Source organism: Kocuria sp. CNJ-770, from assembly GCF_001942375.1.
Taxonomy (GTDB): domain Bacteria; phylum Actinomycetota; class Actinomycetes; order Actinomycetales; family Micrococcaceae; genus Kocuria; species Kocuria oceani.
On the sequence record NZ_MKJW01000081.1, the window covers coordinates 14,800 to 30,205 of the forward strand.

The 15,406-nt window shown below is 74.9% G+C and carries 15 protein-coding genes; 6 read left to right on the forward strand and 9 right to left on the reverse strand.

The window, feature by feature from the left end; genetic code table 11:
* Nucleotides 1-68 precede the first annotated feature (68 nt).
* Entirely contained in the window at nt 69-1,463 is a 1,395-nt protein-coding gene (locus tag BJF77_RS06060) for an aldehyde dehydrogenase (RefSeq protein WP_075871595.1), read from the reverse strand.
* Between the two features lie 220 nt (nt 1,464-1,683).
* Between BJF77_RS06060 and BJF77_RS06065 the strand changes: the two genes are divergently transcribed.
* The 6 genes from BJF77_RS06065 to BJF77_RS06090 all read left to right on the forward strand — a co-directional run bounded on the left by BJF77_RS06065 (nt 1,684) and on the right by BJF77_RS06090 (nt 7,288).
* On the forward strand, nt 1,684-2,385 hold the full coding sequence (locus BJF77_RS06065) for an SDR family oxidoreductase (RefSeq protein ID WP_047802163.1): 702 nt from the start codon (nt 1,684-1,686) through the stop codon (nt 2,383-2,385).
* 185 nt (nt 2,386-2,570) lie between these two features.
* Nucleotides 2,571-3,245, forward strand: coding sequence for a hypothetical protein (locus tag BJF77_RS06070; protein WP_075871596.1), 675 nt, complete (start codon nt 2,571-2,573; stop codon nt 3,243-3,245).
* 204 nt (nt 3,246-3,449) lie between these two features.
* A complete protein-coding gene (locus BJF77_RS06075) occupies nt 3,450-4,340 on the forward strand; it encodes an oxygenase MpaB family protein (RefSeq protein WP_075871618.1) in 891 nt (296 codons plus the stop codon).
* A gap of 105 nt (nt 4,341-4,445) precedes the next feature.
* Nucleotides 4,446-5,369, forward strand: a complete 924-nt coding sequence (locus BJF77_RS06080) for an ABC transporter permease (RefSeq protein ID WP_083665002.1) — start codon at nt 4,446-4,448, stop codon at nt 5,367-5,369.
* A 3-nt stretch (nt 5,370-5,372) separates the two neighbouring features.
* Nucleotides 5,373-6,437: a glycine betaine ABC transporter substrate-binding protein gene (locus tag BJF77_RS06085; protein WP_083665003.1), complete on the forward strand. Its 1,065-nt coding sequence runs from the start codon at nt 5,373-5,375 to the stop codon at nt 6,435-6,437.
* On the forward strand, nt 6,434-7,288 hold the full coding sequence (locus BJF77_RS06090; protein WP_083665004.1) for an ABC transporter ATP-binding protein: 855 nt from the start codon (nt 6,434-6,436) through the stop codon (nt 7,286-7,288). The genes BJF77_RS06085 and BJF77_RS06090 overlap by 4 nt, the downstream gene beginning before the upstream one ends.
* A 109-nt stretch (nt 7,289-7,397) precedes the next feature.
* Here the strand turns inward: BJF77_RS06090 and BJF77_RS06095 are convergent, their stop codons facing one another.
* The 8 genes from BJF77_RS06095 to BJF77_RS06130 all read right to left on the reverse strand — a co-directional run bounded on the left by BJF77_RS06095 (nt 7,398) and on the right by BJF77_RS06130 (nt 15,375).
* Nucleotides 7,398-9,179 carry a glycosyltransferase family 4 protein gene (locus BJF77_RS06095; protein ID WP_075871597.1) on the reverse strand — a complete coding sequence of 594 codons (1,782 nt, stop codon included), beginning with the start codon at nt 9,177-9,179 and terminating at the stop codon, nt 7,398-7,400.
* An 81-nt stretch (nt 9,180-9,260) separates the two neighbouring features.
* Nucleotides 9,261-10,292, reverse strand: a complete 1,032-nt coding sequence (locus tag BJF77_RS06100) for an LCP family protein (protein WP_075871598.1) — start codon at nt 10,290-10,292, stop codon at nt 9,261-9,263.
* Nucleotides 10,293-10,414: 122 nt separating this feature from the next.
* The gene (locus BJF77_RS06105; protein WP_075871599.1) at nt 10,415-11,482 is read right to left on the reverse strand and encodes a biotin/lipoate A/B protein ligase family protein; all 1,068 of its coding nucleotides are present in this window, start codon (nt 11,480-11,482) and stop codon (nt 10,415-10,417) included.
* Nucleotides 11,483-11,642: 160 nt separating this feature from the next.
* Entirely contained in the window at nt 11,643-11,903 is a 261-nt protein-coding gene (locus BJF77_RS06110) for a type B 50S ribosomal protein L31 (RefSeq protein ID WP_047802707.1), read from the reverse strand.
* A 192-nt stretch (nt 11,904-12,095) separates the two neighbouring features.
* Nucleotides 12,096-12,650, reverse strand: a complete 555-nt coding sequence (locus tag BJF77_RS06115; protein ID WP_047802708.1) for a hypothetical protein — start codon at nt 12,648-12,650, stop codon at nt 12,096-12,098.
* Nucleotides 12,651-12,798: 148 nt separating this feature from the next.
* Entirely contained in the window at nt 12,799-13,620 is an 822-nt protein-coding gene (locus tag BJF77_RS06120; RefSeq protein WP_075871600.1) for an RNA methyltransferase, read from the reverse strand.
* Between the two features lie 90 nt (nt 13,621-13,710).
* Complete coding sequence (locus tag BJF77_RS06125) at nt 13,711-14,577, reverse strand: sulfite exporter TauE/SafE family protein (RefSeq protein WP_047802756.1); 867 nt, start codon at nt 14,575-14,577, stop codon at nt 13,711-13,713.
* A 12-nt stretch (nt 14,578-14,589) separates the two neighbouring features.
* Nucleotides 14,590-15,375 (reverse strand): ABC transporter ATP-binding protein, encoded by a 786-nt coding sequence (locus BJF77_RS06130; RefSeq protein WP_075871601.1) that lies wholly within the window; start codon nt 15,373-15,375, stop codon nt 14,590-14,592.
* Nucleotides 15,376-15,406: the final 31 nt, after the last annotated feature.

The following is a 15,406-nucleotide window of genomic DNA, read 5'->3' on the forward strand; positions in this document are numbered from 1 at the left end:
ACCGGTGTGCCCGGGGCGCCGTCCGCACCGGTCGTGCCGGACCAGGCCCGGGGGGCCGTCCGCGCGGCTCAGCCGCGGGCCGGGGGCATCTCGATGTGCACGACCTTCACCTGGGTCATCTCGTCCAGCAGCTCCGGCCCGTAGCCGAAGCCCGCGCCGCTGGCCCGCCGCGGCTGCGCCGCACCGCCCGGGGCGCCGCCGAACACGTTGTTGACCTTGAGCGTGCCGACGGGCAGCTCCGCCACGGCCTGCTGGGCATGGGCGATCCGGCCGGTCAGGACGGTCGCGGCCAGCCCGTAGCGGTCGGCCGCCGCCAGCCGCAGGCCCTCCGCGAAGCTGTCCACCACCTGGACGGGGGCCACGGGCCCGAAGGTCTCCTCCGCCATGACGGTCATCCCCGGGGCGCACTCGCCCAGCACGGTGGCGGGGTAGAAGGCGCCGGGTCCCTCGGGCACCCGCGCCCCCTCCAGCACGACGGCGCCCGCGGCGACGCTGTCGGCGACCTGGCGGTGGACCTCCTCCCGCATCCGCTCGTCGACCAGGGGCGCGAGCGCGCCCTCGGCGTTGCGCCGGCGCGCCAGCTCGGTGAGGGCCTCCAGGAACGGCTCGGCCACGGCGCGGTGGACGTAGATCCGCTCGACCGCCACGCAGATCTGCCCCACGTTGGCGAAGGCCCCGAGGGCCGCCTGCTCCGCCGCCCAGACCGGGTCGACGTCGTCGTCGATCACGAGGGCGTCGTTGCCGCCGTTCTCGCGGATCACGTGGGCACCGGTCCCCACGGCGGCGCGGGCGATGGCCTCGCCGGTGGCGGTGGAACCGACGTGGGCCAGGACGTCGACGCCGGGCAGCCCCGTGAGCAGCTCGCCGACGGCCGCCCCGCCGCTGACGGTGCCCAGCACGCCGGCGGGCAGGGCCTCGGCGAGGATCTCCCCGAGCCGGGCGCCGACGTGCGGGCAGCGCTCGCTGGGCTTGTGCACCACGGTGTTGCCCGAGACCAGGGCGGCCCCGAGCAGGCCCGCGGCCACGGCCACGGGGTCGTTCCAGGGGGTCAGGGCGACGACGACGCCGCGCGGCTCGGCCACGGTGTAGTCCGCCGCCAGCACGTCCCCGCGCAGACTGCGGCCCCGGTGCACGGGGCCGAGCTCGGCGTACTGGTAGAGGGTGCCGATCCCGGCCTCGACCCCGCCCAGGGCCTCCTCGAAGGGCTTGCCCGTCTCGCGGGTGTTGAGCTCGGCGAGCTCCCGGGCGTGCTCGGACAGGCGGTCCGCGGCCGCTCGCAGGGCCTTGCCGCGCTGTTCCGGGGCCGTGCGCGCCCAGTCCCGAGCGGCGGCGCGCGCGGCGGCGACCGCGGCGCGGACCTCGTCCTCGGTGGCCGCGGCCACGGTGCCCACCACGGACCCGTCCCGCGGGTCCAGCACGGTGAGCTCGGTGGTCGGGTCGGTGGTGGGTGCTGCGGTGGTCATGGATCTCCTGTTCCGTCGGGCGGACGCCCTCCGGCCGCGAAGGCGCCGGAGGGCCGGGGCTGTCCCGATGAGCATACTTACCGATGGCCCGGGACCGGTTACGGTAGCAGTGACCAGGCCGCCGCGTCCGCGGGGGCCTGCCCCTGTTCCGACGAGGAGCAGCACGTCCGCCCGCGGCCCCGTCCGCGGGCGGGGCCGTGCCCAGCAGAGAGGAAGTTGCATGAGTTTCCAGCCCACCAACCCCGGCCGCGTCCTGATCACCGGCGGGGCCTCCGGGCTCGGCGCCGCGGTGGCCGAGGCGGTCCGCGACAACGGCGGCACCCCCATCGTCCTGGACCGGGACATCAGCGCGCTGAACGGCGTGACCGCCTACCAGGTGGACGTCGCCGACACCGCCGCCGTCACCACGACGGTCCAGCGGGCCGTGCAGGAGGCCGGAGGGCTGGACGCGGTCGTCACCGCCGCCGGCATCGACCGCTGCGGCCGGCTCGAGGACGTGGAGACCGCCGAGTGGGAGAAGGTCGTCCAGGTCAACCTCTTCGGCACGGTCTCCACCGTGCGGGCGGCGCTGCCCGCGCTGCGGGAGTCGCGCGGACGGGTGATCACGGTCGCCTCGACCCTGGCGCTGAAGGGCGTCTCGGACGCCACCGCCTACTGCGCGTCCAAGTTCGGGGTGCTCGGCTTCAGCCAGGCCCTGGCCGCCGAGCTCAAGGGCGAGGTGGGTGTCACCCAGCTCATCCCGGGCGGCATGAAGACCCGGTTCTTCGACGACCGCGACGAGCAGTACAAGCCCCAGGACGACTCCCAGCTCAACGACCCGGAGAACGTGGCGAACGCGGTCCTGTTCGCCCTCGCCCAGCCCGCCGGCTGCGAGATCCGCGAGCTGTTCATCGCCCACGCCGAGGAGGGCTCCTGGCCGTGACCGGCTGAGCCGAGGCGGCGGCCGCCGGGGACGGGACGAGCGGCCCCGTCCCCGGCGGCCGCCGCGTCACCGCTGACGGGAGGGCTGTTGTCCCCACAACCGGCCACAGCAACCACGGTGCGGCGGATGCATGCGCATCTAGAATGGGAGGCATCCCGATCCCGGCAGAAAGGCGCGATCCCACCGTGGACACTCCCCTCGTCACCGCGGTGGCCGGCGTGCCGCGCGTCGTGCGCTGCCTCGACGCCCACGGGCGCCCCGTGAGCCTGTCCGGGCGCACCCTCAGCCGATCCTCCACCCAGCTGCAGGACCTGCTCCGCAGGGCCTACACGGGCGTTCGCCGCGACGCGCCCACCGAGGAGGTGACCGTGTCCTTCCTCGAGGAGCACGACGGAAGCCTGCAGCTGGAGTACCTGGTGGTGGACCGCACCCGGCCGCGCCGTGGGGTCCGCGGCCGGCGCCGCGCCCGGGAGCGCGCCCGGGACAGCCAGACCGCGCTGACGCAGGCGGCGCTCGTCGTGGCCGGCGCCGTGGACACCCTGGGCGTGCTCTCCTCCGCGACCGCCGTGCGCTGGACCGACAGCGACAACCCGGACTTCGCCGACGTCGTCCTCGACGGTGTGCGCACCGTGCGGGTGCCCGCCGCCGTGCGCACCCTGCTCCGGGACGAGACCGCGCTGGAGCTGCTGCGGGGAGTGCTGGCCATGTTCCTGGACGACGACGTGGACCGGCTCGTGATCGGCAGGGACCCGGAGCTGCTGGGCCGCTACCACGAGACGGTCGTCGCCCGCTCCCCCGCCCTGCTGCGCTTCCTGGAGGGCGCCCCGCCGGTCGCCGGGGTGGAGCCGGAGCGCAGCTGACGGTCCGCCCCGACCGCCGCACCGTCCCGGCGGGCCTCGATCACCGCGCGCCCGCACACCGCCGACGGGGCCGGACCCGTCGGTCGTGCGCCCCGTGCCGAGGCGCCCGCCCCGGAGTGCCCCCGGGTCCGGCGCACCGGGTGTCGGAGCCGGAGCGCATACTGGGGCCGAGGCACGGGACGGGAGGACGCGCACGTGGGACTGATGGCGCCGCTGCAGGATCGGCTGCGGACCACCTTCGCGGGCCAGGCGGACGGCATCCCCGCGTGGGAGCTGGCGCTGGCCGACGGCGAGGACGCCGGCCACTTCCGGCCGGGCTCGGCGGTGTGGGCCGTGCACGGCTCCATGGCCACCATCCCGGCCGGAGTGCGCGCGCTGCTCACCCAGGCCCTCCACCCGGGCGCGCTGGCGGGCGTGGTGGAGCACTCCGACTACCGGCGGGACCCGCTGGGACGACTGGCCGGGACCATCCGCTGGATCTTCACCGTCACGTACGGGGACACCGCCGCCGCGCAGCGCGCCTCCGCCCACGTGCGGAGACTGCACGAGAGCGTGCGCGGGACCTACACCGGGGCCGACGGCCTCCGGCGGCCCTACTGCGCCAACGACCCCGACCTCGCCGAGTGGGTGCACCTGGCGTTCACGGACGCGTTCCTGCGCTGCCACCAGCGGTGGGGCGGTCCGATCCCGGGCGGAGCGGACGCCTACGTCCGGGAGTGGGCCGTGGCCGGCCGGCTGATGGGAGTGGTGGACCCGCCGCGCTCCGAGGCCGGGCTCGAGGAGCGGATCCGGGCGTTCGGCCCCCAGCTCGCCGGCGGGCCGCGGGTGGACGACGTCGTGGGCTTCCTGCGCCGCCCGCCCCTGGACCCTCTGCTGCTGCCGGGCTACCGGGCGCTCTTCGCCGCCGTCGCCGACTCCCTGCCCGAGGAGCGGCTGGCCCTGCTGGGCCTGCGCCGCCCCCGGCTGGGACCCGTGCCCCTCCCCACCCGGGGCGCGGCCGGTCTCACCCTCGCCGTCGTGGGGCGGGCCCTCGGCGAGACCGGGCCCAGCGAGGCCGCCGCCCGCCGGCGGCTCGCGCGGCTGGGCGTGCTCTGACGGAACCGGTCAGCGGACATACCGGTAAGGTGGTGCGCCACAGCGCCTTCGCCTGAGGCAGGGCCGTTGCCGCGGAGCACCATCACCACGATCCGGAGAGCGCAGATGACGGAGAACGCGACGACCAGAGAGCCGCCCGTGCCGGGCGCCGCTCCCCTCCGGACCGACTCGTCCCGCGAGAGCTCGCAGGCCGTGGCCGCCGGGGCCCGCAGCGCCTCGCGGCGGACGCGGAGCCGGCGGCTGATCCTCCAGGTGGGCGTGCTGGTGGTGGTCGTGCTCCTGTGGTGGGTGGTCGCGGCGCTGCAGCTGGTCCCCGCCCTCTACCTGCCCTCCCCCGGGGCCGTGCTCAACGCGTTCGTGCAGGCCAACACCTGTCGGCCGGTCGCGGAGGGCCTGTCCCGGACCGTGTGCGGTGAGCAGAACTACTACCTGTGGGAGCACCTGGTGGCCTCCCTCCAGCGGATCGCCGTGGGCCTGGGCGCGGCGGTCGTCGTGGGCCTGGCGGTCGGCTTCCTCATGGGCTCGTCCCGATGGCTGCAGGTGGCCTTCGAGCCCTACCTCAACTTCCTGCGCGCCCTCCCGCCGCTGGGCTACATCGGCCTGCTGATCGTCTGGCTGGGCATCGGCGACGCCTCCAAGAACGTGCTGCTGTTCCTGGCGGCGTTCCCGCCGATCGTCATCGCCACCGTGCAGGGCGTGGCCGGTGTGCCCGCGGACCGGATCAACGCGGCGCTGTCCCTGGGGGCGTCCAAGGTGCAGAGCATCCGCTACGTGATCCTCCCCTCGTCCCTGCCGAGCATCCTCTCCGGCATCCGGCTGGCGGCCGGCTTCACCTGGACCACGGTCGTGGCCGCCGAGCTCAACAACGGCATCCCCGGCATCGGCGGACTGGCCTATCTCTCCGGCACCCAGCTCAACACCGCGCTGACGATCGCCTGCATCATCACGATCGGCATCGTCGCGGTGGCCCTCGACGTCCTCATCGTCCGGATCAGCCGCTGGCTGGTTCCCTGGCAGGGAAAGGCCTGACCCGTGCCCCACGCCTGGAAGCGCCCGGCCTGCCTGGCCGCCGTCCTCACCGCCGTCGCCACGACGACGGGCTGCGTCGAGTCCGGGCGCACCGTGCACCCGGACGCGGTGCAGGCCGCCGCGGTGTGCCCGGTCGAGCCCGACCCCTCGATCACCACCACGGCCCGGATCGCCTGGCAGGCGATCCCCAACGGGGACCTCGCGGTCAAGGACCTGCGGATGCTCGAGACGTGCATGCCCAACGCCGACATCACCTGGTCGAAGTTCGACTCCGGCGGGGACGTGGTGCAGGCCTTCGGCGCCGGGTCCGTGGACCTCGGCCTGGTGGGGTCGAGCCCCGCCGTGCGCGCCGTCTCCCCGCCCCTGGACATCGACCTGCGCGTGGTGTGGCTGCAGGACGTCATCGGCGCCGCCGAGTCCCTGGTGGTGCGCGACGAGTCCATCACCTCGGTCGAGGACCTGGCCGGCCGGACGGTGGCCGTGCCCTTCGGCTCCACCGCCCACTACTCCCTGCTCAGCGCCCTGCGCCGGGCCGGTGTCGACCGCCAGACCGAGCTGATCAACCTCGCGCCCGACAAGATGCTCGCCGCCTGGCAGCGCGGCGAGGTCGACGCCGCGTGGGTCTGGGACCCCACCCTCTCCGAGCTGCAGGCCGACGGCACCGTCATCCTCACCAGCGCGGAGACCGCCGAGGCCGGTCAGCCCACGTTCGACATGGGCGCGGCCACGGCCGACTTCGTCGAGCAGAACCCCGAGTTCATGCGCATGTGGACGGCCACCCAGGACTCCGCGGCCCGCCGGCTGGCCGCGGGGGACGACGCCGCGATCGAGTCCCTGGCCGTGCAGCTGGGCCTGTCCCCGGACATCGTGCGCAAGCAGACCGAGGGCCTCACCTACCTGAGCGCGCAGGAGCAGGCGGAGCAGTACTTCGACGGAACGCTCGGCCGCGTCCTGGCGGACACCGCCGAGTTCCTGGTGGACGCCCGGGAGATCGACACCACGGCACCCGCGGAGGTCTACCAGCAGATGCCGTACGCAGAGGCGATCGAGGAGGTGGCGGGACGATGAGCCAGCCGGTGGAGCACGGGAGCACGGCGGCGACGACAGCTGCGACGACGGCGGGAGCGGCGACGGGGCCGGGCACGGCCACCCGGCAGCTCGTCCTCGACGGGATCAGCCACCACTACGTGACCGACGCGGGCGATGTGGTGCACGCGGTGGCGGAGACCGACCTGCACGTCCCCGGCGGGCAGTTCGTCTGCGTGGTGGGCCCTTCCGGCTGCGGCAAGACCACGCTGCTCAAGGTGCTGGCCGGCTTCCTCCCGCCCTCCGCCGGCCAGGCCCGGTACGGGGAGCAGGTGATCACCGGCCCCTCCCCGGACCGGGGCGTGGTGTTCCAGCAGGCGAACCTCTACCCCTGGCTGTCCATCCGCGGCAACGTGGAGCTCGGGCCGAGGTTCCGGAAGGTGCCCGCGCGCGAGCGGACCGCCCGGGCCGACGAGCTGCTCGAGATGGTGGGGCTCGCGCAGTTCGGCGAGGCCAAGCCGTACGAGCTCTCGGGCGGCATGCAGCAGCGCGCCCAGATCGCCCGGGTGCTGGCCAACCAGCCCGAGGTCGTGCTGATGGACGAGCCCTTCGGCGCCCTGGACGCCCTGACCCGGGAGCGTCTGCAGGCTGACCTGCTGCGCATCCAGCGCAAGCGGCGGCAGACCGTCTTCTTCATCACCCACAGCGTCGAGGAGGCGGTGTTCCTCGGCGACCGGGTCCTGGTGATGAGCCCGCGCCCGGGACGGATCCTGCTCGACGAGCGGGTGGACCTCGCCTCCACGTACGGACCCGACGTGGGCCCCGAGATGAAGTCGACCCCCGAGTTCATCGAGCTGCGGGACCGCGTGGCCGCCGCCATCCAGGTGTCCTGAGCCCGCGCCGGCGCGGCGTGCACCACGGAGGCGACCGCGCGGCCCGGGCGGCCCGCCCGCACATCGGCGCTCACCGGAGCACCGGTCCGCAGCGGGTCCCCCCGCCGGCTCAGGCGGTGGCCTCCCGCGGACCGGCCCGGCCGGTCAGGTGGTCGTAGACCTCGGCGGCGTCGGCCGCCACGGCCTGCCAGGTCCGTGCCGGGACCGCCCGGCGCCGGGCCTCCCCGCCCAGGCACCGGCGCACCACCGGACACTCGAGCATCATCTGCAGGACGGTGGCGAGGGTCTCCGGGTCCTCCGCCGGGGTCAGCAGCCCGGTGATCCCGTCGGCCACCGTCTCGGCGAGCACCGGCAGCCGGGAGGCGACCACCGGGGTCCCGGTGGCCAGGGCCTCCACGGCCGCGGTCGGGACCGTGGAGCGGGTGACGGGCTCGTCCCGGCGCGGGACCACGAACACGTCGAAGGCCTGGTGGTGGAGCAGCACCTCCTCGTCGGTGAGCCGCCCGGCGAACCGCACCCACCCGGCCGGTCCCAGCCGCCGGGCCAGCGCCTCCAGCTCCGCCCGGGCGGGGCCGTCGCCGACGATCACCACGAGCAGCTCGGGGACCCGCTCGGCCACGAGCGCCGCGGCGCGCAGCAGGTCGTCGAGGCCCTCCCGCTCGAGCAGGTCCGCGACGGCGCCCACGACCGGGGCGGACTCGGGCAGCCCGAGGACCCTGCGGGCCTCCTGCCGGGGGCGAGGGTCGGCGAGGTAGGGTCCCTCCACGGCCGGGGGCGCGACACGGGCCGGCACCGGTCCGGTCGGCAGGGCGCGCGTGAGCTCCCGGAGCCGGTCCTGCATGGCCCGGCTCGGGGCGACCACGTCGTCCGCGGCGCTCAGGAGCTCGGCCTCCCGCGCGCAGCACATCCGGTAGCGCTCGCTCGCGGCGGCCTCGGCGGGGCGGGTGGCCGCCCACCGGTCGGCCGGCAGCTCCCCCACCTCGTACACCCACGGGATCCCGAGGGCCTGCGCGACCGCCCGGGTGACGAGGGCGTTGTCGCCGTGGCTGGTGGTGCGCAGCACCGCGGGCCGAGCCCGCAGCGCCAGCTCCAGCAGCGCCTGGGCCTCGTGCTGCAGCCGGGCCGTGGCCGTGCCCGTCCGCTCGGCCGGGGGGATGCGGTGGTAGGCGACGCCGTCCACGGTCCACGCGCCCGCGGGGCGCCGGGCCGGGGCGTCCGGGGACGGGCCGGGGCGGACGACGGCGGTCACGGTCCAGCCCGTGGCCGCGGTCGCGGAGAGCAGCGCGTGGACCCGCGGGGCACGGCGGCGCGGCCGGTCCCCGGTGAGCACGTGGAGCACCGAGGCGGGGTCCGGCCGGTAGCCGACCACCGGTGTCAGGGCGGGACGCCAGCCCGAGAGCAGCCGCAGCTCCTCCTCGTAGCGGTGCAGCTGCCGGCGTTCGCGCGGCGTGGCCAGGCCCGCGGACACCGCGCGGCGCAGCCCCACCACGGCCTCGGAGACCCGTCCCACGTGCCGGTGCCGCCGGGCCCGCGTCCCGGCCAGGCCCCGCGTACCGGGGGGCACCAGGGCGAGGTAGCGGTCCGCCTCGGCCACCCGGCCCGCCGCGAGGGCGAGCTCGGCGAGCTGGTGGGCCGAGCGGGGCGTGGGGCGCCCGCCCTCGGCGCGCCGCAACCGGGCGGCGAGGTGCCGGTCCATGCCCGGACCCGCGGCCGGGCCGCGTGCCACCGCGGCACCGGCCTCGGGCCAAGGGCTGCGCAGCAGCACCCGGGCGGCCGGGCGGGCGGCCAGGGCGGTCAGCAGGCGGGCGGCCGACAGCCGCGCGGGCGCGGTCCCGTCGTCCAGGGGGAAGGGGCGGGGGGTGTGCCGGCATGGCTCTCTCGGGGGGGTCAAGAGGGGCCGTCCCGGTCGATCACGGGGCGTGCTGCGGGCGGGGAGGGGAACCCGCCGGTGCGGGGGGCTTCCGGCGGGGCACTACTGATCGTCTGCGCTCAGCGTAGCAAGATATCCCCCCAGATTGTCCTCCGAAATGGCCTCGCCGAGGCCGGCCATCGCCTCGAGGTCCGGCACCACCACCGACTGCCCGTCCGGGGACCAGCCGAGGCCCTGCTGCGGCGCGGTGGCCAGGTGCAGGTTCCCGGCGGAGAGGCCGGCGAGGTCGGGGGCCAGCCCGGCGATCCACCCGGCGTCGAGGCCCTCGCTGACCACCAGGTAGGGCGAGAAGTCCTCGACCACGGCGTGCAGCCGGAACGGGTTGAGCAGCGTCTGCGGGGCCAGGGCCCGCTCCAGCGCCGCCCGGAGGTAGGTGCGCTGGTTGGCCACCCGCTGGAAGTCGCCGTCGGCGAAGGCCTTGCGCTCCCGGACGAACTCGAGGGCCCGCTCCCCGTCCATGTGCTCGGGGCCCTGCTCGAAGGTCATGCCCTCGTTCGAGACGAAGTCCTGGGGCACGTCGACCGTGACCCCGCCCAGGGCGTCGGTGAGCGCCTGGAAGCCGGCGAAGTCCACCTCGGCGACCTGGTCGATCCGGGTGCCGACGAGGTTCTCGACCGTCTCGACCATCAGGGGCACGCCGCCGAGGTCGAGGGCCGCGTTGATCTTGGCCTCCCCGACGCCGGGGATCGGCACCCAGGTGTCCCGCAGGATCGAGAGCACGTAGGCCTCGCCGCCGCCCTCGGGCAGGTGCACGAGCATGACGGTGTCCGCCCGCTGCCCTTCCACCCCCACGTCCGCGCGTCCGCCGGGCTGGGTGTCGGCGCCCAGCACCAGCACCGTGGTGCCGCGGTCCTGGGCCGAGCCCGCGGCCGGGCGGGCGGACTCGGCCGGGAAGGCGTCGTCCAGGACCTGCGTGCGGGCGTCGAAGGTCCGCCCGAGGGTCCAGAGGAACAGTGCGGCGGCCACGGCCAGCACGAGCACGAGGCCCAGCAGCACGAGCAGCACCCGCCGCACGGCGTGCCGGGGACGGGGCGGGACCGGCGCGGGGGCGCGGTCGTGGTCGGCGAGGGACATGGGGTGCTCCGGGGTCGGCGGGGACGGCGGGCGGGGGTGCCGCGCCGGGCGGCGCGCCTCCCCCGCGGGCCATGCTAGGCCTCCGCCGCTGCGGAATCCCTGGGAACGAGGACCACCCCGGCTCAGGGCACGCGGGTGAGCCACTCCCGGGTGCCGAACTTCGTGTCGACGAGCTCGCGGGCGGCGGCGAGCTCGTCCTCGCCGACCGCGCCGGGCACGGCCGCGTAGCGCCCGGTGAAGACCTCCAGCAGCTTGTCCACGACGTCGGCCCGCGCCATGCCGGTCTGGCGCCGCAGCGGGTCCACGCGCTTCTTGGCCGAGCGGTGTCCCTTGTCCGAGAGCTTCTCCCGGCCGATCCGCAGGACCTCGGTCATCTTCTGGGCGTCGATGTCGTAGCTCATCGTCACGTGGTGGACCATGCCGCCGCCGGCGAAGCGCTTCTGCGCCGCGCCGCCGATCTTGCCGTGCTCCGTGGCGATGTCGTTGAGCGGGACGTAGAAGGCCTCCAGGCCCATCTCCTGGAACGCCTGCATCACCCACTGGTCGAGGAACGGGTAGGACTCCGAGAAGCTGAGCCCGTCCACGAGCGTCTGCGGCAGGTAGAGGGAGTAGGTGATGCAGTTGCCGGCCTCCATGAACATGGCGCCGCCGCCGGACACGCGCCGCACCACGGAGATGCCGTGCCGCCGGGCCCCCTCCGCGTCCACCTCGTTGCGCAGGGACTGGAAGGAGCCGATCACCACGGACGGCTCGTCCCAGTCCCACAGCCGCAGGGCGGGCCGGCGCCGGCCGGCCCCCACCTCCCGGGCCAGCACCTCGTCCAGGGCCAGGTTCTCCACGGTCGGCCGCACCGTGGGCGGGATGACCTCCCACACGTGGTCGTCCCACGTCGTGGCCCGGGCCAGGGCGCGGCGCACCGCGGTGGCGATCGCCTCCGGGGAGAAGCCGAACAGGACGACGTCGTCCGCCAGGCCCGCCCGCACGGCTCCGGCGATCTGCTGGGGCGACGCGTCCTCCTCCAGCCCGGTGAGCGCCGCGTTGATGTCCTGGAGGGCCTCGTCGGGCTCCAGGAAGAAGTCCCCGTTGACGGAGACGTCGGCCAGGCGGCCGTCGACGACGCTCAGGTCGGCGACCACGAGCTTGCCGCCCACCACCTTGAACTCCCCGTGCCGCCGCTCGTGCTGGCCCATCCGTGCTCTCCCGTCCTGCGTGCCGCTGGTCCCGGGCCAGCCTACGCCCGGTGGCGCGCCGTGCGCCCGGAGCCCAGCGGCCCCGGGCACGACGCAGGCCCGGACCGATCCGGTCCGGGCCTGCGTGCGGCGCTGCGGGATCCCGCGGGCGGGACGGGCGTCAGCTGCCGGACTTGCCGAAGTTCTTGAAGCGGGCGTTGAAGCGCTCCACGCGGCCGGCGGAGTCCATGATGCGCTGCTTGCCCGTGTAGAACGGGTGGGACTCCGAGGAGATCTCGACCTCGATGATGGGGTACTCGTTGCCGTCCTCCCACGTCTCGGTCTTCTGCGAGGTGGCGGTGGAACGGGTCAGGATGGTCTTGCCGGAGGCCAGGTCGCGGAAGAGGACCGGGTGGTAGTCCGGGTGGATGTCAGTCTTCATGGGGTTCAAACCTTCTGTCGGTGCCTGGATTTTGCCAGGCACGGTTTCGCTCGGTGGACGGTGCGCCGTCGTCGTCCGGCCGCGGTCCCGTGGAACGGACGCGCGCGCGGTCCCGTGCGGGAGGCACCAGCGCTCCAGCCTACCGGATCCCTGCCCGGACTTCACGCCCCCGGGCGGGGAGGTCCGGACCGATCACCAGCGGTGGGCGACGTCGACCACGAGCCGCGAGCCGTCGCCCGGCCCGTCGAGGACGAACACGCGGAACGGCAGCCGGGCCCGGACCCCCAGGCCGACGGACGTCCGCGCCTCGAAGCTCCCGCCCCAGGCGACCTGCCGGAAGGTCCGGTAGCCGGCGACGTCCACGAGCTCGGAGCCGTTGCGGAACGTGTACGTGGCCTCGCCGCGGTCGTCGTAGGCCGGGGCGTGGGCGGTGATCACCAGGTCCCGTCCGCGCAGGGCGATCGGGTCTCCGGAGCCGATGCCCGTGAACGCCCGGTAGCGGACGTCGTAGCCCCGCAGCCGGCCGTCCAGGTCGATCACCAGCCGGTCGAAGCAGGCGTGCTCCCCCGCCCGGACGTCGGTGACGTGGGGGTAGCGCGGTGTGCTGGCCTCGCCGCTGCGGGCCTTCGCCCCGGATCCCCAGGTGATGCCGCAGTACGGGGCCGCGGCGTTCGCGCTGCCGGGGACGATGAGCCCCAGCCCCATGGCCAGCACCAGTGCCGCCAGCCATGAGATCAACTTCTTCATGACACACCTTCTCGGTCGTCCGCCCGCCGGCCGCCGGCTGGTGCCGCGGTTGTCGCAGCGACGGCGGACGCCTCCAGGATAGTCTTCGCAGATGCCAACGGCCCTGGTGAGAACGGGATCGACGCCCGAACCGTTACGATCGACGGCCTCAGCGACCGGGCCGGGTCTCCCAGAACGCCACGGCGGAGGCCGCGGCGACGTTGAGGGAGTCCACGCCGTGGGACATCGGGATCCGCACCGTGAGGTCCGCGTGGTGGACGGTGGCCGCCCTCAGTCCGTCCCCCTCGGTGCCCAGGACCAGGGCGAGCTTGCGGTCGCGGCGGGCGGAGAGCTCCTGCAGGGTGATCGAGTCGTCGCTCAGCGCGAGCGCCGCCGTGGTGAACCCCGCGTCCTTGACCCGCTGCAGGTCGGCGGTCCAGTGCTCCAGCCGCGCCCAGGGCACCTGGAACACGGTGCCCATGGACACCCGGATGGCCCGCCGGTACAGGGGGTCGGCGCACCGGGGGGTGACCAGCACGGCGTCGACGTCGAGCGCGGCGGCCGAGCGGAAGATCGCGCCCACGTTGGTGTGGTCCACGATGTCCTCCAGGATCGCCACCCGCGACGACGAGGCCAGCAGCTGTTCCAGCTCCACCGGTGCGGGGCGCTGCATGGCCGCGAGGGCGCCGCGGTGCAGGTGGAAGCCGGTGATCTGCTCGAGCACCTCGTCCGGGCCGACGTACAGGGGCACGTCCGGGTGGGCGGCGAGCACGTCGGCGAGGTCCTCCAGCCACTTCTCCGCCATGAAGAAGGACCGGGGCGAGTGCCCGGCGGCGAGCGCCCGGCGCAGCACCTTGGAGGACTCGGCGATGTACATGCCCCGCTCCGGTTCGAGCTTGCGCCGCAGCCTGACGTCGGTGAGCCGGGCGTAGTCGGCCACCCGGGGGTCGTCGGCGGACTCGAGGCGGTGGAGCTGGGGGAAGTCGGTCACGGGGTCTCTCGTCGGCGGCGGCGGGGGTCGATCCGATGGTAGCCCGAGCCGGGCCGGGTCCGGGCGCCCGCCCGGTGCCGGGCGGGGAGCTCAGAGCAGTTCGGCGACCAGGCTCACCAGGGCGACCACGCCCAGCACCACGATGACCGTGCGCAGCGCGACCGGGGAGAGCCGGCGGCCGATCTTGGCGCCGGCCCACGCCCCCACGGACGAGCTGAGGGCGATGAGCAGGACCGCCCACCAGTTGATCCGGTCGAACGCGAAGAGGATGTAGGAGGTCGCGGCCACGATGTTGACGACGGCCACGAGCACTACCTTCACCGCGTTGGCCGCCTGGAGGGACGCCAGCAGGAACACCCCGAGGACGCCGAGCAGGAGCACGCCCTGGGCGGCCACGAAGTAGCCGCCGTAGATCCCGGTCAGGAACACGAGCAGGTACAGGGAGGCCGGCTGCGCGGCGCGGTCCGGGTCGATGGGCCGCGGGGTCTCCCCCCGGGCCTCGGCGGCCGCGCGGGCGGCGGCCGACTGCGCGTCCTTGCGGCGGCGGACCACCGCCTGCAGGCGGGGCTGGAGCACCACGAAGCCGAGGGCGACGACGATCAGCACCGGCGCGGCGTAGCCGAACACCTCCTCGGGCAGGTGCAGCAGCAGCCACGCCCCGATCACCCCGCCCAGGGCCGAGGCGGGCACGAGCTTGAGCAGGGTCCGCTCCACCCCCCGGAGCTCGGCGCGGTAGTGCCACGCACCCGTGAGGTTGCCGGCGATCAGGCCCATGGCGTTGGACATGGAGGCGGTCACCGGAGGGACGCCCATGGTCACGAGCACGGGGAAGGTGACCAGGGTGCCCGAGCCGACGATCGTGTTGATCAGCCCGGCGGCCACCCCGGCGAGCAGGATGAGGGCGGCCTGCCACCACTCGAACGGGAAGCCGGCGGCGAGGTCGGTCAGCGTCTCCAGCACGACGGCCGGTCAGGGACGGCCGAAGGCGGCGTAGCGGTCGCCCACCTTCACCAGCTTCAGGGGCAGGCCGAACGTCTCGGAGAGGTTCTTCTGCGTCATCACGGTCCGGACCGGGCCCGCGGCCACCACCCGGCCCTCCCGCAGCAGGAGCGCGTGGGTGAAGGCGTCGGGCACCTCCTCGAGGTGGTGGGTGACCATGACGACGGCCGGGGACGACGCGTCGCGGGCGAGCTCGTCGAGCCGGGCCACGAGGTCCTCGCGCCCGCCGACGTCCAGGCCCGCCGCCGGCTCGTCGAGCAGCAGCAGCTCCGGGTCGGTCATCAGGGCGCGGGCGATGAGCACGCGCTTGCGCTCGCCCTCGGACAGGGTGCCGAAGCGGCGCTCGGCCAGCGGCTCGAGCCCCCACGCGGCCATGAGCTGCCGCGCCTGGGCCTCGTCGGCGTCGTCGTAGCTCTCGGTCCACCGCCCGGTCACGCCGTAGGCGGCGGTGACCACGCAGTTGAGCACGGTCTCGCCCTCCGGGATCTGGCCGGCGAGCACCGTGGAGCTCAGGCCGATCCGCGGCCGCAGCTCGAAGACGTCGACCGCGCCGAGGATCTCGTCGAGGATGTCGACCATGCCGCGGGTGGGGTGCAGGCGGGCCGCCGCGATGGACAGCAGCGTGGTCTTGCCGGCGCCGTTGGGGCCCAGGATGACCCACCGCTCGCCCTCGTTGACGACCCAGTCCACGGAATCCAGCAGGGTTTTCCGCCCGCGGACGACGCTGACGTCCACCATCTCCACCACAGCACTCATACCGGCCACTCTAGGACACGCGGTGCGCCGC